The organism is Alteromonas sp. 5NW40-0090 (assembly GCF_057552975.1).
Genome location: NZ_BAAJLT010000002.1, coordinates 396,150 through 414,876 on the forward strand (window position 1 = coordinate 396,150; position 18,727 = coordinate 414,876).

Genomic DNA, 18,727 nt, shown 5'->3' on the forward strand with positions numbered 1-18,727 from the left:
CGAGGGCCTTATTTTTTTAAAGGTCCTTTTTTATACTTCATCCGTGTAGGTGAACTGCTCTTTCTCATCATATTTTAATTTTTGCTTTTTGTGAAAACTGCGCAAATACATTTTTCGCCATAGGGCTTCGAAGGGACCTTGGTTGAAGTGCTTATTAATGGCGTTTGCCAAAATAACTTGTACTGCGGTGAAGACAATGGTGACCAGAAGCAAATCAAGTAACGCTACGCTGTAAATAAAGTTTGGAAAATATGCCGGCATGACGATGCGAAAGAGCACGGCGAGTGCTATTGATTGGGTTAGGTAGAGCGTGAGTGCAACTTTGCCGCAGTTTATAAGCGACTGATACCACCACGCTGCAGTATGTTTTATGTTTATCAATATGTGAGCGTATACCAAAGCACAAAAAATAGCTGGAATACTGGTGAACATGGGAACCACATCTAATGTTATTTGTTTGAACAAAAATTGTGGAAGTGCTGTGATGATGGATGTGACGATAGCAACCAAAACTAACTTCCTAAAGACCACTAATGAGAAGCCGTGATTAAAAAAGCCTGTTCTATACAGGTATGCACCAAACATCATAAGCCCCATAGACTGCCACAGCATAGTGAATGGCGCGACTATAACCGTAGACAGCATAAACGACGCTTGAATACCAAGCTGTGCTAAATAGCCGCTTTGCCACAAGGACGCTTCTTCGTTAAATGTTTCACTGGGGCGCGTTGGTAGTTCAGCCCCCATGTCATAAACAAACGCCATGACGAGACCACCGATTAACATAATTGCGCTTCCCACAATAAGGTAATGAATACTTTTCTTTTTGAGTTCATCTTGAGGGAGTGTGAAGTGTTTTAAAATAAAAAATGCGCACAGGCTGTAATACAGCAAGATGTCGCCGCTGAAAATAAACACACCATGCAGTAGCCCAAACACAAACAGCCACTTAAGTCTGGCTTGTGAGAAATCTAAAAAATGGTGTCCGCGCTTTTCGCAGGCCTCAAATTGAATTGCCAGACCCGCACCGAACAACAGGCAGAACAGAGAACGAAATCGTCCATCCAAAAACAGCGTGTTGAAAAGTGAAATAACCGTGTCTGATAATAGCGGCTCTTCAAAAAATGCATAATTAGCGTATCCATTTTGGTGAAACGTAATGTTCATGAATAAGATGCCAAGAATGGCTAAGCCTCTAACGGCGTCTATTGAGTGAATTCGCATGTACGGTCCTTGTAGGCAAATCGCTATTTCGTGAAGCATAAGAAGGTCGAAAACTCTGCACTAAAGTTTACGCCAAGAAAATGCATAAGGTCGAAGTGAAAAGTGTATCTAAACATTAAACGCGCTGAGGATGATTACATTGTGCATCTATCGTGAAGCGTGACAAGTAAACCTAACCAAGGTTTTGCCGTATAAGTGCTAAAAGTATTAACAAGAACCATCAATGACGCCACTTCCTTCAGTCTTTGCCCATTGGTTTGAACAAAAAGGCTGGCAACTACGCGATTATCAACACACCATGCTGGTGGAGAAAGACCAGCATGACTGTACATTATTGATTGCGCCAACCGGCGCTGGCAAAACCCTGTCTGGCTTTTTACCTAGCCTAATCGAACTTGCTGAGATGTCGAAAAACAGCGAACTTGCAGAGACATTTGGTACGAGTGAACTTACTGAGATGTCTAAAAACAGGGAGCTCGCTAAGAAGACCGGAACCAGTGAACAGGTCGAAACAAAAGCAATAAATAAACAGGCAAAGAAAGGAAAAGAAAAGGGTGGGTTCAACGGCCTGCATACCCTTTACATATCGCCGCTGAAAGCCCTCACGCAAGATATTCATCGTAATTTGTTACAGCCCATTGAAGAGATGGCGCTGCCGATAACGGCAGAAACACGCACAGGCGATACGCCCTCACACAAGCGCCAGCGTCAACGTAAAAAGCCGCCAAACATCCTGCTTACCACACCAGAGTCGCTCATGCTGATGTTGAGCTACGCCGATGCCGATAAGCTTTTTGGCAAGCTTAAACGCGTGATCATCGACGAAACACACAGCTTAATGGCCAACAAGCGCGGCGACTTTCTTTCACTCGCCCTCGCGCGGTTAAGCGTTCTATCACCGCATTGTAAGCGTATTGGATTATCTGCCACCGTGGCATTTCCCGAAACGCTAGGTGCGTGGCTGGCCGGCAGTGACGGTGTCGCTAATATTGTAAAAGTGAAAGCGGGTGAAAAACCTAAGGTGGAAATGCTGCACTCTAAAGCGCGCATGCCTTTTGGCGGCTTTATGGCTCGCTACGCCATCGATGATATTTACCAGGCCATTGAAAGCGCCAAAACCACGCTGGTTTTTGTGAATACCCGCGCTCAGTCAGAGCTGTTGTTTCAAATGCTGTGGGAGGCAAACAAAGCTGCGTTACCCATTGCGCTTTACCACGGCAGTTTGAGCAAAGAACAAAGGCGCAAAACCGAAGTTATGATGGCGAGCGGTATGCTAAGAGCAATTGTGTGTACCTCTGCGTTAGAGCTAGGTATCGACTGGGGTGATGTAGACAAGGTCATACAAGTTGGTGCACCTAAAGGCGTAAGCAGGCTGCTGCAAAGGATAGGGCGAGCAAATCACAGGCTCGACGAGCCGAGCGAAGCGTTACTCGTGCCGGCAAACCGTTTTGAAGCACTGGAATGTCAGGCGGCGATCACCGCTATTGAAAAAGGGGAGTTAGACGGGGAAAGTCCACAGCCAGGGGCGCTGGATATTGTTCCGCAATTTATATTGAACTGCTTGTGTAGTAGGGCTGATCGTCCAGATACCTTATACCAAGAGATACTTTCCGCCACGCCTTATCAAGGATTGGATAGAGATGATTTCGATAAGCTGTGGCAATTTACCCAAGACGGCGGCAGTGCGCTCAACGCATATGAAAGATATCAACGCCTGACAAAAAACGACGATGGCACTTACTCGCCAGCGAATCGGCGGGTTATTCAAAGACACAGGCAAAACATAGGCACCATCGTTGAAGCGGGTCGGCTTAAAGTAAAACGCATTCGTAGGGGAAATCAGGGCAAGATTATAGGTGAGGTTGAAGAGTATTTCGCCCAGCAGTTAACACCTGGAGATACCTTCTACTTTGCCGGAGAAGTGCTGCGTTTCGAGGCTATTCGCGACATGCAGCTGCATGCCAAGCCTGCAAAAGCCAAAGAGCCGAAAATACCAAGCTACGCAGGTGGCCAAATGCCGTTATCTACCTATTTGGCGGAAGGGGTACGGGCAATTTTGGCTACTCAGAAATCATGGAGAGCACTGCCTGCACAGGTACAAGAGTGGCTTAAACTTCAACAGGCGTTTTCTCAACTACCTAGTCCTGACAACGTGCTTGTAGAACAATTTCCGTTTAGACAGGCGCACTATACCTTGTACTACACCTTCGACGGACGCAAAGCGAACCAAACCTTGGGTATGTTGCTAACGCGACGAATGGAAAAAATGGGCATTAAGCCTTTAAGCTTCAGCGTGACCGATTACGGATTATCGGTAGCATCAGTAAACGCCATCACCCAAGGACAGCTGCAGCAGCTATTCCAGCCAGATATTTTAGGGGACGAGTTAGAAGACTGGATGTTACAGGCACCTATGCTTAAGCGCTCGTTCAGGCAAGTGGCGGTGGTGAGTGGCCTCACTGAACAGCGCTATCACGCCAGCCAAAAAACCATGAAGCAGGTAACGTTTTCTACCGACCTTATTTACGATACATTGCGTGAACACGACCGCGACCATATCTTACTTAAAGTTGCACGGGCAGATGCAGAGCGTGAGCTACTAGATTTACGACGACTCGCTAATTTACTTATTCGCTATGTAGATTCAGCGACATTAGTGAATCTTGAAAAGCCGTCGCCCATGGCCATTCCTATAGTGCTGGATGTGCGTAGTGAACAAGTGAAAGGCGCTGGCGCACAGGCTATCATTGAGCAAGCTAATTTATATGCAGAAGCTGAAACCATGTTAGATGAAGTACGTGCGTTATTATCGGGCTCATCTGTTGAGTAGTATTAGAAAGAAGCAAAAACGAAAAGAATAAGAGGATAATTTGGCAATAACTGACGCGTGGCTAACCGAAAAAGTAAGCCAGCGCCACATCACTATTACAAAATATGCAGACTACTTGTGGCTGTTAGACGCGCGCGGTGTGGCGTATTTACCCGCATGCGATTGGCTTATAGTGTCTGATCTCCACTTAGAAAAAGGCAGTTATTTACGTAGCTATGCGAACCCGTTACCGAGCTTAGATTCCACCGCTACGTTAACGCGGTTAGAAAGTATCATCGAAGATTACAAGCCACTGCGAGTTATCAGCTTAGGTGACAGCTTTCACGATAAACAAAGTATGTCGCGCATGACCACTGAGGACCGTCAGCACTTATGCAGATTAGTTAGCAATGTGGACGAGTGGATGTGGGTAGAAGGTAATCATGATCCAGATTTACCCGACGGCATACCGGGTACGCCGTGTTTTGAAATAGTGCTAGATAATATGGTATTCAGACACGAAGTAGAAACGAGTGAAACTCGTGCTCAGGTTATTGGCCATTATCACCCCAAAAAGCGCACAACTATCACCCGCCGCCGATATTCAGGCAAATGCTTTACTAACAACGAAAATGTATTTGTGATGCCAGCCTTTGGTCAGTTCACTGGTGGGCTGGATATAGATGAAGAGGTAATGCTAACGCTTCTGCCCAAACGCTCACGACAGGTATTTATGCTTTACGACAACATTATATTTAAAGTATGAATCACCAAATTGGGTCAGAGTACATTTCCAACTTGGCAGAATCAAAAAAGGGGGCAGAATACATTTCGTGACATAGAATTGTCTCGGGAAATGTACTCTGACCCCATTATTTGGGTTAGTCGCGCCAGCGCTTAGTTAGTTCGTCGTAGGCGTCTATGCGGCGGTCGCGGAAGTAAGGCCAAATGCGCTTGACCTGTTCGGTACGTTCCATATCAAGCTCTACGGTTAGCGTGGTTTCACCTTCAGCTTCGGCTTTGGCCAAAATCTCACCTTGCGGGCCTGCTACAAAGCTTTGTCCCCAGAACTGAATACCTGGATCACCTTCAACAGGTGACGCTTCAAATCCAGTGCGGTTTGCCACGATTACCGGTACTGAGTTTGCCACAGCGTGAGAGCGCTGAATGGTTTCCCATGCACCATGTTGACGGGTACGTTCTTCTTCTGTGTCAGTTAAATCCCAGCCAATTGCGGTAGGGTAGAACAACAAGTCCGCACCAGCCATCGCCATCAGACGTGCCGCTTCTGGATACCACTGATCCCAGCATACCAATACGCCAAGTTTACCTACGCTGGTTTCAATAGGCGTGAAACCCATATCGCCCGGTGTGAAGTAAAACTTCTCGTAAAAGCCTGGGTCATCAGGAATATGCATTTTACGATATTTGCCCGCAATTTCTTTACTGCGGTCGAACACGACTGCGGTGTTGTGATACAAACCTGAACCGCGCTTTTCAAATAAAGATGTCACCAACACGATATTGTGTTTTTCGGCTAATTCACCAAAAAATTCTGTCGCAGGTCCAGGGATTGGTTCAGCCAAATCAAAGGCGTCAGTATCTTCTTGCTGGCAAAAATACAGGGTGCTGTGTAGTTCTTGAAGCAAAATACACTCACATCCTTCAGCCGCTAATTTGGCAATTTGCTCGGCACTTTTATTCCAGTTCGTTGCTTTATCGTTATCGGCAACGGCCTGTTGTACCAGACCCACTTTTAGCTTAGCTGGGCGCATGTAATGACACTCCTTTCTTTAAGGTGGTGATAATCGAATCTTTTAACGTATTTGTAGGCACCTGCATGGAAATGCAATGCAAGCTGCCGTATTGTCTTACGAGTACACTGCAATCGATTGGTTCAACAATATGATTGGGATGTGCTCTCTTTACAGTTTCAATAGCTTCTGCGTCTTCCTCTTCACCGTAAACAGGCAATAATATTGCGTTGTTACAAATTAAGTAATTTGCGTACGATGCCGGCAGGCGATCCCCTTCGTCATTTACAATATTAGGCAGCGGTAAATGAAACTGTTCATGCTCAGGCAGCTCAAGAGCGCACTCGTCGCACAACGCTTTCAATCCTTCAAAATGGCTATCATTTGGGCGGTTGTTACACGCTTGAATCACTAGCCCTTTGTTCGGCGTGAAGCGCACTAAGGTGTCAATGTGACCGTCAGTATCATCGCCTTCTAAATGACCATGCTGCAAAATAGTAACTTTGCTGCAGCCTAGCATATCTTTAAATGCATCTTCGTAAGCACTTAGCGACATATCACCGTTACGTTCTGGGTTGAGTAAACACTGCGCAGTACTTAATAGATGTCCGTCTTCATCAATTTCTAGCGCGCCACCTTCAGCCACAATTGGACTGCTACGAAGTACAGATTTACACATGCTGGCAAGATAACGCTGATTCGCCAGGTTATCTTCAGCGGCGTCAAACTTATTGCCCCAACCGTTAAAGCGAAATTCTACCGGCGAGCCATTGCCTTCGCTGTCTTTACAAGTAATGAAGCCGTAGTCACGCATCCATGTGTCGTTAAATGAGGCAGGAACAATAAGCACTCGAGCATTCTCTGGTAAACGAGAGTTGAGATCGTCTACGTCACTTGGCGCACATAATAAAATTACACCCGCATCATTGCGGTTTACTGCAGCAATCACGTTCAGATACGTCGTTCTCGCGTCTTCTAACCATGGAGCCCAGTCGGTTTGCGCATGAGGCCACGCTAACATAACAGCATCAATGTTATGCCATTCAGGCGCCATAGTACGGTTGCCGTGCATAGTAAAATTCCAAATAGCTACGAAATAGGGTTCGGATTATAGCCATGCCTCAGCATGAGACCAAGGCAAATAGCGATGAAATTAATTGGCGGTGACGATTAGTGATAGCGCTTGTGAGGCAAAGCGCTATCACTGTGAATCGGGAAAGACTTAGCTTTGTGTCGCTGTCATGCTGTCTTTTTTGAGGTGTTTATTCAGAAATTCTATTAGCGCATTATAGTATTTCGCTTCATCTTCTACATAGTCGAAACCGTGACCTACATCGTCCAACACCATCCACTCATGTTTAATATTATTATCTTTTAACGCAAAGTGAAGGCGATAAGCATGCTCTATATCTACCACAGTATCATCGGTACCATGTGCAATAAACACAGGCTTGGTGATACCTTTAAATTGATACAAAGGTGAGTATCTGAATAGTTCTTCTTTTTGTGTGCTAGGGTTGCCTATAATGTCGATTAGGAGATTCATGATATCGTCGTTTTGAACATCACTTCGCTGAAACTGTAATGCAAGGTCAGTAACGCCAGCAAACGAGGCGGCACACTGATAAAGTTCAGGAGAACGAATAATGCTATACAGTGCAGAGTAACCACCGTAGCTTCCTCCAATTATGCACACATTGTTAGCATCGATATCATAGTGCGTTTTAGTGTACGAGAGCGCTTGTTCAATATCATCTTCAATAAGACGTCCCCACTGCTGCATACCTTGCTGCTTGAATGACTTTCCATATCCTGACGAGCCTCTATAGTTAACCTGCAGTGTCGCGAAACCTGCATCAACAAGTACTTGAATGTTACCTGAGTAGTGTCGGGAATCGTTTACGCCAATGGGACCGCCATGTGGGATAACAACTAACGGCGGATTTTTCTCTTCAGGCAATGTCAAAAACGCTTCTAAATCTATCCCATCCTCAGACTTGAGTTTGAGCAGGGCGGTCTTGCTAAGTTTTTTGTTCGAAAGCCAAGGGTATAAATCCACAAGGTGACTAAATGTGTCGCGTTGGCGATTGTAGTAAAAGACTTGTTCTGGATTTGCACTATCATCTGCCACAAACAAAATGTTGCTACCAGAGGCGTCCATGTCAATCGCGTAAACGCCATCAATTTTAGACTGTGCCTTTAAGCGAGAGACTAATTCGTTGTAGTTATCGGAGAAATAGAGTTGTTTGCTCATTCCTTTTTCAAGAAAGGAGACACCTATGATGTCTTTTGTCTCAGGGTGTTTGAGAACGCCTGTTAAATCGTAATCAGGGTGCTCGAATATTATGTCTTCAAACTGTTTACTTTGTGTATCAAAGCTACGCAAATTGATTTTATCGCTGCGGTGGTTAGTGAGAACAAAGAGTTTATCGCCTGACTCGCTGCCACCTACCACTTTAACAGCGTCGTTTTTATCGCTCTTCCACATTTCTTTGTAGCGATATTTACGAGGCTTTGACCCCGTTCTTGCAAAAACTTCGGTTACGCCATCAACGGTTCTGCTTCCACCTAAACGCCAGCCTTTTGCATCGAAAAACCAGTCTTGTAAATCAGGACCTGACTTATTTAGTTTTAATTTGCGGCGGAACTCACTTTCTGTGATTTTCTGAGATAAATCTAAGTTGAATAAGTCAACATAGTAATCGTATTCGTCATCATCTTCGTAACGAGCAAAAATAGCATGGGTTGGTTTATTAGGGAGTGTTTCTAACCAATGACCCGGTTGTGAAATGTATGATAATCGAAACGGCGGATTGGGTGACTTTGTGCGATCGGCAAATTCCACAATGACATAGCGATGGAATCGACCATTAGAGAATTGCTTCAATGAGATGAAGTTATCAGAGAGCCATACTAATTCAGCAATATAATTGAAGTGCCGCTCCCACGACATTATTCTGTTTGAATGTTGAACGTGCATTTGCTGACGCTCAAATGTAATTGGGTCGTCTTTAGTACCGCGAACTAAATCGTGAATAATTAAATTATATGAATCACTCCTAGGTTCAACGTAGGCAATGGCCGTACCCGAAGGATTCACCGCAAATAGTTTATACTTTGCATCTTTAAAAAAAGACTCGGTTTGAAAATCGGTAGATTGAGCAGTGGTGGCTTGCGTTTGTAATGAAACAAGAGCGAAGGCGGCTATTGAAAGAGTAACCAGCAGTTTATTGATAGTCATCAGGCTATTCCCCCGTCTTTTCAGAATGTTTTAAATAAAAGTCGATATAGTGATCGTCAGGGTATAAGCCGTTAGCGACATCGTATTTATCCGCAAATTGGGAAAAGTCTTGTTCAAGAATTTTGAGAATGATAGACGTGCGATTAAGTACTTTGATATTTGCTCGGCTTCCAAGCCTCTCTATCATGAATAGTCCGGTGTAATTGAGCTTGCCTGGCTGAACAGTAAACGTAAGATCTAAGCTTTCTAGATCCATGTAACTTTCAAGTAAGTTTCCTTTCGATAGGGAGCCGGTACGTTCGAACACTCTGTCCCACGTGTAAGTTCCCGCAGATAATTTAATCACATCAACATGTTGTGAGTTATTAAGAGGGCCAAATGTATATTTGTTCGTTAACCCACTGCCTTTAAGCACTACGCTTTCCGTGTAGCCCTTAGAATACAGTGCGATGATAGCGTAGCCCTCATCAGGCCCTAGTGGTTCAACTGTGGTTGTATTAGCGATAAGTGGTGTGGAAAATACAAAAAGCAATAATGCGAGTACAGCTTTCATTACTTCATTCCCTTGATGGTTTATTGTTTATCACAAATTTCTTATGTGAGCGTTTTGGACAACCCTACAAACTACGATGTGTAAAATCAACAAAGATATAACGGTTTCGTTTCTTTATTTTAACTGCCGCCCGCCATTTAAATGAAGGGTTTGCCCAGTCACATATTCGCTATCGAATAAGTAATTCATGGCTTTCACGGCTTCTTGTGCGCCAGGTACGATTTCAAGTAACGACTTCTTTACTGCCTTTTGTCGATAGGCGTCGTCGTCACCTTCGTTAAACATAAGTAGAGCGGGTGCGATACTATTTACTTTGGCACGTGGCGCCAACTTTTTTGCAAAGGACAAGGTGAGGTTGTGTAAGGCCGCTTTGCTTGCGGCGTAAGCCATGTGTTTCTCGCTTCCTGTTTCTTGAACGTAATCCGTCATATGAATAATGTCAGCTGGCACTTCACAGCCACACAACGCGTCTTCTAACGCCAAGTTTATGCGGTAAGGGGCGACGGCATGAATCATCATCATGCGCTGCATTAATTCGTGTTTACTATCGTTATCTTTCTCCTGTGCCCAATCTGACGCGTTGTGAATTACTCCTCGATAGGTTTTACTGATTGCCTTAATCTCATCAATTGCTCGATCAATAGCCGCCTCAGTGCTAAAATCAGCCTGTATGACTGTAGCGCCTTTATCCTTAAGTAGCGCAATACTCGAGCGATGGGTTCGATAAGTCACAACAATGTGATGACCTTGTTCGAGTAAGCTTTCCGCCATTGCTAAGCCCAATCGTTGGCTTGCGCCTGTTATTAATACAGGTGATTTCAAGGTAATGTCCTTTTAATAGAAAGGTAACAGTCTCTATATTTTGTGCTAAGTGCACAGTAGGTAGCAATGACATTAAATAAAAGTCATGTTGCCAAGTAATCGATCTCTAACGAGCTGAAAGTCGTAGAAGATCAAAAAAGAAGTAACAACGGATAAAGTGATGTTAGCAAAAGAAGCGGTAATTGTGCGTGATGCACTAGACCCCTCTATATCAGAACCAGCGCAACGTGTACGAGATGCATTAGAAGCCAAAGGGTTGGAAACGCCTATGGTGGCTAACGGTCTTACTGACGAACAAAAGCGCAAACGAATCGAAAGTGCTATGCGAGATGTAATGGACACGCTAGGGCTTGATCTAACAGACGATAGCCTTTGTGACACGCCCGCACGTATTGCCAAAATGTATGTCAATGAGATTTTTGGTGGCTTAGATTACCGAAAGTTTCCAAAAATTACTGCCATCGAAAACAAGATGCAGATCGATCAACCTGTACAAGTCTCTGATATTAGTCTAACGAGTACTTGTGAACATCACTTTGTGACTATTGATGGTACGGCAACGGTGTCTTACATACCCAAGGGCACAGTGATTGGTCTTTCAAAGATAAATCGTCTTGTTGGTTTCTTTGCTCAACGTCCTCAGGTACAGGAGCGCTTAACACAGCAGGTGTTAATAGCGTTACAAACGCTTACTAATACTGAGGATGTAGCAGTAAGTATTAATGCTACGCACTACTGTGTTAAAGCGAGGGGGATTCGCGATACCAACTCGTATACGAAAACATCTGCACTTGGTGGTCGTTTCCTTACTGATAGCGAATTAAAGAGAGAGTTTTTTCGTTAATGTCTTTCCTTACTCTAACGAAGTACTCAAAAAGCCGCTCTTGAAGCGGCTTTTTAAATTGAGGGTACTGATAAAAGTGGAGCGTTAGGCTTTTAATGTCGAACTATTTAATAATAAGCTCTGAATCTAGCGCATCGACAATAAGATTTACACGACCACCTATACCATCAGCTGCTGTTAGGCTTAGCACCTTATTACAACACCCGCACGATTCATGTTGCTCGTGATACATGTCGCGAACAGAGTTTAAATAAAAATCATTAATTGCGCCGCAATAGGGGCACATGTATTCCAACGCATTATCACTTTGCATCGTTTTATCCATTACCATGTTTAACATATCCATATGACGTAAGTCGAAATCCGCTGTGTGAAAAAAGATATTTGTACTGCTTCTATGCATTAAATTTGACGGTCCCTTATGGTAAGAATCAAATTAATGGCAACGCTCTATCGAGAGTCGCTCTTCATAGAAGCTGCAAAAAACAAACCACACACATTGGTAAAGTGCTACTTACACGTTAGATTACCGTCAGACAAGTTGAACAGCTGTAAGACGTTTCCGAACGTAGTAAGAGGTAAATGAACTATCCACCTCTCAACTAAAGTATAGTCGGTAATTTCTTTACTGCCTGTGTAAATAGGGAGGTATTTAGTAAGTCTTTGGCGACAAAGCCAATTCACTTTATTGACAACACTCTGCTTGTCGCGAGCTTCGCAACAAGCAGAGTGTCATATACGAAAGTAATTAGTTGGCTAACAGCCATAGCTGCTGATAGGGGGCGAGTAATAAAGGTGCAGCTTCCATGGACACAGTTTCACCTGACAGCAAGTCTGTAGTCGATGTGCAGTTTAGTGTCGCCAATAGGGAACGCTGAAGCTGTTGCTTATGTTCACTAAAATTACAGACAACAAGAAGTTTTTCACCTCCATCATTCTCGCGCATAAAAACAAAACAATGTTGATTGTCAGCATCTAATATATGTGTTTGAGCTTGGCCAAAAACCGAATACTGTTTTCTCGTTTCGATCATTTTTTGCAAGCCTTTAAATACGCGAAGGCTAGCGACATCCGCTTTACTAGACGGTGCTGTCTGGCCTAGAGCCAATGCGGTATCTTCTTCATTGACTGCGATGCGATTAACCCATCTGTCGTCGTGTTTTTTACTTTCGTCTTGACGGTAGCTGTAGTCGTTTAGCTTTCCAATTTCATCGCTGGAATAAAGTAAAGGAATACCGCCGATACTAAAAGTTACTCCATATAACAACAACATACGTTTAACGGCTTCGTCGATACCTTGTGCATCATCGTTTTTAAGTGCCCCCTCTAAGCCGCATAACGATGCCAGTGAACCACATACGCGGCAATCGCCATTGCTTGGATTTTCAGCAAATGGCACGCCGTTAGCAAAACTTCCCTCAAAGCGGCCAGTATAAAATTGGTTGAGGAAATAGCGATGATCGAAGGGGTTTATACCCAATTGACTAGCGACAGCATCATCAAACGTCCAGCCTATGTCGTCGTGACAGCGCACGTAGTTAACCCAGGTACACTCGTTTGAAATAGTAAAACTCTTTTTCAAAGAGTGTGTAAGCAAGCGCGTTTTTCGTGTAGCTAGAGAGTTCCACAGTAATGCCATTAACAACGGGTTGTAAGACAGTTGGCATTCCTCTTTATCGATATACTTCAGCACCTCATCTGGGTGAACAATCGCTTCTGACTTAAATACCACTGCTGGCGCAACTATTTGTAAACAGCAATTAAACGCTTGAATAAGTACGTGTGCTTTCTCCTGATTTTCGCAGTTAGTCCCCACTTCTTTCCAAATAAACGCTAGTGCGTCTAAGCGCAACGCTGCGCTACCAATGTTAGCTAGAAATAGCATTTCAGAGGTAATGGCATTAAACACTTCAGGGTTGCTGTAATTTAGGTCCCATTGAAAACTGTTAAACGTCGTCCATACCCATTTTTCTATCTGCTCGTTAAAGGTAAAGCTGCCTCTTCTAACTTGAGGAAATATCTCTCTTAACGTTTCTTCATACTGATCGGGAATGGTTCTATCATCAAACAAGTAATAATAATTTTGATACCGCTTGTCGCCATCTAATGCTGCTTTTGCCCACGTATGTTCGTCTGAGGTGTGATTAAACACAAAGTCGAGTACTAGGTTAATCCCTTCCTTTTGAAGTGAAGATGCAAGTTTCTCTAAATCTTTCACGGTACCCAAGGCGGGGTTTACTTTACGATAGTTAGAGACCGCATAACCGCCATCACTATCTCCTTGTGGTGCGTCGTATAGTGGCATTAGATGTACATAGGTGACACCAAGCGCTTTAAAATAAGGAATTTTATCGTGTAAGTCATTTAGCGTAGGCCCCATTAAATCTACGTAGCACGCCATGCCAACCTGTTGTTCATCGCGATACCACAAAGGCGACTTTAACCTTTCATTATCAATCTTCTTAAGAGCTGGCTTTCGATTTTTTAACCCATCTCTTAATATTTCAATAAGTTTTTGTAAATGAAAATAGCAGTCATACTGATGTCCATAGACGTATGTGTAATGTTCAAATAGGCGAGGGAAATGCACCTCTAATCGCTGGGTAAACGTCTTTGCATCCTTCTTTGTAAGGCCAGATAAATCGGTGGATGCCAAGATGCGCTCTAAACATATACTACTATCGGCAGCATAGCTCATAGAAAACTCCATAGTATGACGCGGTTGAAAGGCCGGCCAACCTATCCTAATTGACGGGTTTACAGGCTTTTTAAATTCTGTTAACTTTTATCTTAAACGATTAAGCTGGTTTTTCCAAACTAGATGTTAAATTCGTTATCAATTTTATTACATCGTTATTTTCATTTACTAAGTATGTGAAATAAATGAGTGCTTCAGACGCCTTATGTCTGTCAAAACTGACATGTTTTTTATAAGTGCAGCCGGATATTAGTTATCCGTCATGCCATTTTTGCGAGACCGACTATGCCTAACCAAGACCGTAGTAGCAGAATTATCCGCTGGTTAACCTATCTAATGTTCATGATGTTTGCGATGACATCGGATTCAGTAGGCGAGATAATCAAAGAAGTGAAAGTGGCGTTTTCCGTTACCAATGCGCAAGCGAGTTTAATGCATTCTCTGCCCATGCTCGGTATCGCACTATCAGGCTTATTCTTGGGGTTTCTTGCCGATAAGTTAGGCCGTAAGCCAACCATTATCATCGGGTTAGCCTTATTTGGGTTAGCTTGTTACAGCTTCCTTATTGCTAACGACTTTATGCTGATTGTAAGTTTGATGAGCCTTTCAGGGGTGGCCGTGGGTATTTTCAAAACAGGTGCATTGGCCCTTATTGGTGACATTTCAACTTCAACAAAACAACATACCGCAACGATGAACGGTGCTGAAGCCTTCTTTGGTGTTGGCGCAATTATCGGGCCTTTGATTGTAGCCTACCTTATCCATCAAGGGGTTGCATGGCAGTGGCTTTACGTTATTGCTGGTGGCGTTTGTACTGTTCTTATCGTCGGGGCTCTACTGGTTAAGTATCCGGCCTATTCTCGTGACACGTCTTCTGGCGAAAACAAAGTTTCCATTGCGCAAAGCTTAAAACTTGTCAAAAACCCTTACGCGTTAGGCTTTTCAATTGGCGCATTTTTATATGTTGCGGCAGAGAGTGCTATCTACGTGTGGATGCCCAGCTACCTAGTATGCGACGCAACTACGCTTAAAGCGACGTATGACTGTTACAGTGAGGGTTTCTCTCAAACTTTGGCTATTTATTCGGTAACCGCATTTTTTATTTTGCGTGCCGCAGGCCGCTTCGTGGGAATTTGGATGATGTCTCGCTTCAACTGGGCGCTGGTGTTGATGTTGTTTACAGGGGCTATAGTTCTATGCTTTGGCTTGGGATTATGGGGCGGAAAGCAGCTCGCGCTTTATTTGTTCCCACTCACAGGTATTTTCATGTCGGTCATTTATCCTACGTTTAATTCAAAGGGTATAAGCTGCTTCCCTAAACACCAGCACGGCAGTGTGGCAGGCGTTATTTTGTTCTTTACCGCTGCGGGTGCCGCCGCTGGCCCTTTTATTATGGGCCTTGTGAGCGATGCTAATGGAGGTGATGCAAAATACGGTTTCATGGTCGCCACTGGCTTTGCCGCTTTGCTGTTTATCGGCTTAGTATATAACTTCGTGAAGAATCCCACCAAAGACCGTTTAGCTGAAATTGAAGCAAGCGAGTACGCTAGCTAAGTGAAAAGTACCGCTAAGTTAATCGCTCGCGGTGTCAGTCAATCTAAACGTGCCGGACTTGTGTTCGGCACTGGTTTTTCATAACGTTGTTGTTTAAGCTTCCCTATATTCCCTCATTTATCAATCTGTATTAACGTCCCATGGATGAATTAAAACAAGCCCAAGCCCTTTACGACACACTGGTTGAGTTTGCGGTCACCTACAGCTTCCAAATTGTAGGTGCCATTATCATTTTCTTACTTGGCTGGTGGGTGGCCAATAAAATAGGCCATGTTGTTGAAAACCTCATGGTGAGCAAGAAGATTGATGTCACGCTTAGTCGGTTTACCGGTGGTATATGCAAGCTGGTGGTGCTTGGTATAGTCATCATCATCGCTCTTGGTAATGTCGGTATCAGTGTAACACCACTAATTGCGGCGCTTGGTGCTGTAGGTCTAGGTGCTGGTCTTGCTATTCAGGGTATGCTGGCAAACTATGCCGCTGGTTTTACCATAATCATTACCCGTCCTTTCGTTGTCGGAGACACTATTCGTGTTCGTGGCGTTGCTGGTGTTGTTGATCAAGTCATGCTGCCTTATACCATTCTCATCGATGAAGATAATGTGCATATTCAAATTCCCAACAAGCTTATTGTTGGGGAAATCTTGCACAACTCTGCCGAGAATATGCTTATTGAGCTAGAAATTGGCGTTGCTTACTCGAGCAACGTAAACAGTGTCATAGAGGTTATTCGACACGCGGTCGAGACAGTTGATGGGGTTAGTAAAGAGAAGTCACCGGCTATTGGTGTCGATAATTTCGGTGACAGCAGTATAAATTTTGGTATTCGGGTTTGGGCACCAGCGGTAAGGCATTTCGAAGTGCGTTATGCGCTAAACCAAGCTATTTTTAATGCCCTTCAGCAGAATAATATTGATATTCCGTTCCCGCAGAGGGAAGTTCGAATGCTTGAGTAGGGCTGTCATTAGCACCTATTTCATAATTTGTAATTGAATAACTGCCGAATAGCCACTCAGCCATTCGGCATTTTTTTACAGTTCGTAAAGTTCTAGCGGTAACCCATCCGGATCTTGGAAAAATGTAAAGCGCTTGCCGGTGTATTCGTCAGTTCTTACTGGCTCGCATTCCACCCTTTTGTTGGTCAGGTGATTAATCACCTCATCTAAATTGTCGACTTTGAACGCTAAGTGCCTAAGCCCTTGGGCCTCTGGACGTGACGGCCTTTGAGGCGCCCCTGGAAACGAAAATAACTCAATTTGACTTCCGTCAGGCAGGCCAAGATCACATTTGTATGAGTTCCTGGCTTCTCGATAGTTTTCATCGATAATCGAAAACCCTAACACGTCGGTGTAAAACGCTTTTGAACGTGGGTAGTCGCTACAAATAATAGCAACATGATGAAAGCCTTTTAGCATGCTATTTCCTTATTAATACTTATGGCATCTCTTGGCCACGAGCGACTTCAAATAACTTGTACCAGTGTTCGCGAGACAAATGAACGTCCATCGCTTTTTGGCTAGATTTGATACGTTCTACATTAGTGCTGCCTAGCACAGGCGCGATATTAGCTGGATGTCGCATCAGCCATGCTAAAACAATCGCTTCAGGTGTTGTTTGATACTCGCTTGCAAGCTTTGCTACCAATTCTGCTGCAGCAAGGTCAACACTGCTCTCGGTTTTAGCGCCCGTATACTTCCCTTGAGCTAAACTTCCCCACGCCTGAAGTTGAACATTATTCATCATGCAGTATTCAAGTGTGCCAGGGGCATAACCTATGTTGCGATTAGCCGTGCTGTTGCTGGTTATTCCGTCTTCCAACCAGTCCCTAAAACCAAGGCTCATTTCAAGTTGGTTAGCTACAATAGGAGTTGATAGCGCTGATTGAAGGTAGTTTATTTGGTGGCCATGCATGTTAGACACACCTACGTGTTTAATCTTCCCCTGTTGCTGTAGAAGTAACAAAGTGCCTGCCACTTCTTCTAGCTCCATCAGTGGGTCAGGGCGATGGAGCAGCAATATGTCAAGTTGCTCAATACCTAAACGCGAGAGAATACCTTCAACAGACGTGTGGATATGATTTGCTGAAAAATCATAGCGCTTTGGTCCTAAATCATCTTCAAAGCGTATTGCACATTTAGATTGAATAATCATTTTGTCTTTAAGTTCTGGCGCTTGCTTAAGGGCTTCACCAAAGACGGTTTCGGCTTTGCCGAACGTGTAAATGTCAGCATGATCGAAAACGTTAATGTTTAAGTCTAATACTGCGTCAATGATTGTTCTTGCCTGGGTTATATCGGCTTTGGTGGCAGGGTCATTATTCCAACCTCCACCTAAGCCCATACATCCATAAACTAGGCGGCTTGCATGTGGAAAGTGTGCATTCATGTAGATATCTCCCTGTGAAAAAGGTGAGTGGACAAAGTACCTTTGCACTCAATAAAAATGTTGGAGCTTTTTATAATCATTAAGGCGGCACTGTAATACAGCCTTTGCAATTATAAAAGCGCGATTAGGCGAGAGCATTCTGGCTATCGACGATTAGCGCTTCAGTACACTTACGGTGCGGCAGAAGCAATAAAGATCACAAAAAGCAGTGTTGGTAATATCCGTTTTAAAGGGAGGCCAAGCACTTGAAAGTATCGTCAAAAAACGAGGATTTATGTTTAAAAAATGGGGTTTAGTCGCAATAGTAGGCATAGTGTTCGTTGGCTTATCTGGTTGTACCGGTACGCCGGATAACGTCGAACCAGTTGAAGGGTTTGAGCTTCCTAGGTATTTAGGGAAGTGGTACGAAATCGCGCGCTTTGACCATAGCTTCGAAGAAGGGTTAACCGAAGTTACGGCAACTTACAGTATGCGCGATGATGGTGGCGTGAAAGTTATTAATCGCGGTTATTCAAAAGAAGAAGGTACTTGGGATGAAGCCGAAGGCAAAGCGTATTTCGTAGAGTCTGAAACCACAGGGCATTTAAAAGTATCCTTCTTCGGCCCGTTTTATGCCAGCTATGTCATTATTGAGCTAGATAAAAAAGGTTATCAATATGCTTTGATAACAGGCCCAGATAAAGACTACCTTTGGATTTTAGCGCGCTCACCTTCTATTTCAGATGAGGTCCGCGCCCGCTTGCTAGAAAAGGCAGAGGTCGCTGGGTACGACGTTAGCAAGCTCATTTGGGTTGAGCACGGAAAAGTGAATTCATAGGTACTATCAAGCGAGTTGTTCTGCGC

General features: G+C 44.0%; 16 protein-coding genes. 6 read left to right on the forward strand and 10 right to left on the reverse strand.

Annotated features, from left to right (window positions below; genetic code table 11):
* Nucleotides 1-30 precede the first annotated feature (30 nt).
* A complete protein-coding gene (locus AC27KT_RS03855; RefSeq protein WP_487127526.1) occupies nucleotides 31-1,224 on the reverse strand; it encodes a DUF418 domain-containing protein in 1,194 nt (397 codons plus the stop codon).
* A 223-nt stretch (nucleotides 1,225-1,447) separates the two neighbouring features.
* On the opposite strand from AC27KT_RS03855, the gene AC27KT_RS03860 reads away from it, so the two are divergent.
* A complete protein-coding gene (locus tag AC27KT_RS03860; RefSeq protein WP_487127528.1) occupies nucleotides 1,448-4,054 on the forward strand; it encodes a ligase-associated DNA damage response DEXH box helicase in 2,607 nt (868 codons plus the stop codon).
* A gap of 40 nt (nucleotides 4,055-4,094) precedes the next feature.
* A complete protein-coding gene (gene pdeM / locus AC27KT_RS03865) occupies nucleotides 4,095-4,799 on the forward strand; it encodes a ligase-associated DNA damage response endonuclease PdeM (RefSeq protein ID WP_487127530.1) in 705 nt (234 codons plus the stop codon).
* A 115-nt stretch (nucleotides 4,800-4,914) separates the two neighbouring features.
* Here the strand turns inward: pdeM and AC27KT_RS03870 are convergent, their stop codons facing one another.
* The 5 genes from AC27KT_RS03870 to folM form a co-directional block, all read right to left on the reverse strand.
* On the reverse strand, nucleotides 4,915-5,808 hold the full coding sequence (locus AC27KT_RS03870; RefSeq protein WP_039229281.1) for a carbon-nitrogen hydrolase: 894 nt from the start codon (nucleotides 5,806-5,808) through the stop codon (nucleotides 4,915-4,917).
* Nucleotides 5,795-6,859 (reverse strand): agmatine deiminase family protein, encoded by a 1,065-nt coding sequence (locus AC27KT_RS03875; protein WP_487127532.1) that lies wholly within the window; start codon nucleotides 6,857-6,859, stop codon nucleotides 5,795-5,797. Before AC27KT_RS03875 ends, AC27KT_RS03870 begins: the two co-directional genes overlap by 14 nt.
* A gap of 150 nt (nucleotides 6,860-7,009) precedes the next feature.
* Nucleotides 7,010-9,028: an alpha/beta hydrolase family protein gene (locus tag AC27KT_RS03880; protein ID WP_487127534.1), complete on the reverse strand. Its 2,019-nt coding sequence runs from the start codon at nucleotides 9,026-9,028 to the stop codon at nucleotides 7,010-7,012.
* Between the two features lie 4 nt (nucleotides 9,029-9,032).
* Nucleotides 9,033-9,581, reverse strand: a complete 549-nt coding sequence (locus AC27KT_RS03885; protein ID WP_487127536.1) for a hypothetical protein — start codon at nucleotides 9,579-9,581, stop codon at nucleotides 9,033-9,035.
* Between the two features lie 114 nt (nucleotides 9,582-9,695).
* A complete protein-coding gene (gene folM / locus AC27KT_RS03890) occupies nucleotides 9,696-10,403 on the reverse strand; it encodes a dihydromonapterin reductase (protein ID WP_487127538.1) in 708 nt (235 codons plus the stop codon).
* 160 nt (nucleotides 10,404-10,563) lie between these two features.
* On the opposite strand from folM, the gene folE reads away from it, so the two are divergent.
* On the forward strand, nucleotides 10,564-11,247 hold the full coding sequence (gene folE, locus AC27KT_RS03895; protein WP_487127540.1) for a GTP cyclohydrolase I FolE: 684 nt from the start codon (nucleotides 10,564-10,566) through the stop codon (nucleotides 11,245-11,247).
* A 103-nt stretch (nucleotides 11,248-11,350) separates the two neighbouring features.
* Here the strand turns inward: folE and AC27KT_RS03900 are convergent, their stop codons facing one another.
* Entirely contained in the window at nucleotides 11,351-11,650 is a 300-nt protein-coding gene (locus AC27KT_RS03900; RefSeq protein ID WP_487127542.1) for a hypothetical protein, read from the reverse strand.
* A gap of 345 nt (nucleotides 11,651-11,995) precedes the next feature.
* Nucleotides 11,996-13,945, reverse strand: coding sequence for an alpha-amylase family glycosyl hydrolase (locus AC27KT_RS03905; RefSeq protein ID WP_487127544.1), 1,950 nt, complete (start codon nucleotides 13,943-13,945; stop codon nucleotides 11,996-11,998).
* A 336-nt stretch (nucleotides 13,946-14,281) separates the two neighbouring features.
* On the opposite strand from AC27KT_RS03905, the gene AC27KT_RS03910 reads away from it, so the two are divergent.
* Both AC27KT_RS03910 and AC27KT_RS03915 read left to right on the forward strand, forming a co-directional pair.
* Nucleotides 14,282-15,499, forward strand: coding sequence for an MFS transporter (locus tag AC27KT_RS03910; RefSeq protein ID WP_487127605.1), 1,218 nt, complete (start codon nucleotides 14,282-14,284; stop codon nucleotides 15,497-15,499).
* A 140-nt stretch (nucleotides 15,500-15,639) separates the two neighbouring features.
* Nucleotides 15,640-16,455: a mechanosensitive ion channel family protein gene (locus AC27KT_RS03915; protein WP_487127546.1), complete on the forward strand. Its 816-nt coding sequence runs from the start codon at nucleotides 15,640-15,642 to the stop codon at nucleotides 16,453-16,455.
* 75 nt (nucleotides 16,456-16,530) lie between these two features.
* Here the strand turns inward: AC27KT_RS03915 and gloA2 are convergent, their stop codons facing one another.
* A complete protein-coding gene (gene gloA2 / locus AC27KT_RS03920; protein ID WP_487127548.1) occupies nucleotides 16,531-16,914 on the reverse strand; it encodes an SMU1112c/YaeR family gloxylase I-like metalloprotein in 384 nt (127 codons plus the stop codon).
* A 19-nt stretch (nucleotides 16,915-16,933) separates the two neighbouring features.
* Entirely contained in the window at nucleotides 16,934-17,884 is a 951-nt protein-coding gene (locus AC27KT_RS03925) for an aldo/keto reductase (protein WP_487127550.1), read from the reverse strand.
* A gap of 274 nt (nucleotides 17,885-18,158) precedes the next feature.
* Between AC27KT_RS03925 and AC27KT_RS03930 the strand changes: the two genes are divergently transcribed.
* The gene (locus AC27KT_RS03930) at nucleotides 18,159-18,701 is read left to right on the forward strand and encodes a lipocalin family protein (RefSeq protein ID WP_487127552.1); all 543 of its coding nucleotides are present in this window, start codon (nucleotides 18,159-18,161) and stop codon (nucleotides 18,699-18,701) included.
* Nucleotides 18,702-18,727: the final 26 nt, after the last annotated feature.

Excerpts from the sequence above, each read along its gene's own strand:
- AC27KT_RS03880 (WP_487127534.1), bottom strand. The coding sequence starts at position 9,028 with ATGACTATCAATAAACTGCTGGTTACTCTTTCAATAGCCGCCTTCGCT.
- AC27KT_RS03905 (WP_487127544.1), bottom strand. The coding sequence starts at position 13,945 with ATGAGCTATGCTGCCGATAGTAGTATATGTTTAGAGCGCATCTTGGCA.
- AC27KT_RS03925 (WP_487127550.1), bottom strand. The coding sequence starts at position 17,884 with ATGAATGCACACTTTCCACATGCAAGCCGCCTAGTTTATGGATGTATG.
- AC27KT_RS03885 (WP_487127536.1), bottom strand. The coding sequence starts at position 9,581 with ATGAAAGCTGTACTCGCATTATTGCTTTTTGTATTTTCCACACCACTT.
- AC27KT_RS03915 (WP_487127546.1), top strand. The coding sequence starts at position 15,640 with ATGGATGAATTAAAACAAGCCCAAGCCCTTTACGACACACTGGTTGAG.
- folE (WP_487127540.1), top strand. The coding sequence starts at position 10,564 with ATGTTAGCAAAAGAAGCGGTAATTGTGCGTGATGCACTAGACCCCTCT.
- AC27KT_RS03910 (WP_487127605.1), top strand. The coding sequence starts at position 14,282 with ATGTTCATGATGTTTGCGATGACATCGGATTCAGTAGGCGAGATAATC.
- AC27KT_RS03875 (WP_487127532.1), bottom strand. The coding sequence starts at position 6,859 with ATGCACGGCAACCGTACTATGGCGCCTGAATGGCATAACATTGATGCT.
- gloA2 (WP_487127548.1), bottom strand. The coding sequence starts at position 16,914 with ATGCTAAAAGGCTTTCATCATGTTGCTATTATTTGTAGCGACTACCCA.
- AC27KT_RS03900 (WP_487127542.1), bottom strand. The coding sequence starts at position 11,650 with ATGCATAGAAGCAGTACAAATATCTTTTTTCACACAGCGGATTTCGAC.
- AC27KT_RS03855 (WP_487127526.1), bottom strand. The coding sequence starts at position 1,224 with ATGCGAATTCACTCAATAGACGCCGTTAGAGGCTTAGCCATTCTTGGC.
- AC27KT_RS03930 (WP_487127552.1), top strand. The coding sequence starts at position 18,159 with ATGTTTAAAAAATGGGGTTTAGTCGCAATAGTAGGCATAGTGTTCGTT.
- AC27KT_RS03860 (WP_487127528.1), top strand. The coding sequence starts at position 1,448 with ATGACGCCACTTCCTTCAGTCTTTGCCCATTGGTTTGAACAAAAAGGC.
- AC27KT_RS03870 (WP_039229281.1), bottom strand. The coding sequence starts at position 5,808 with ATGCGCCCAGCTAAGCTAAAAGTGGGTCTGGTACAACAGGCCGTTGCC.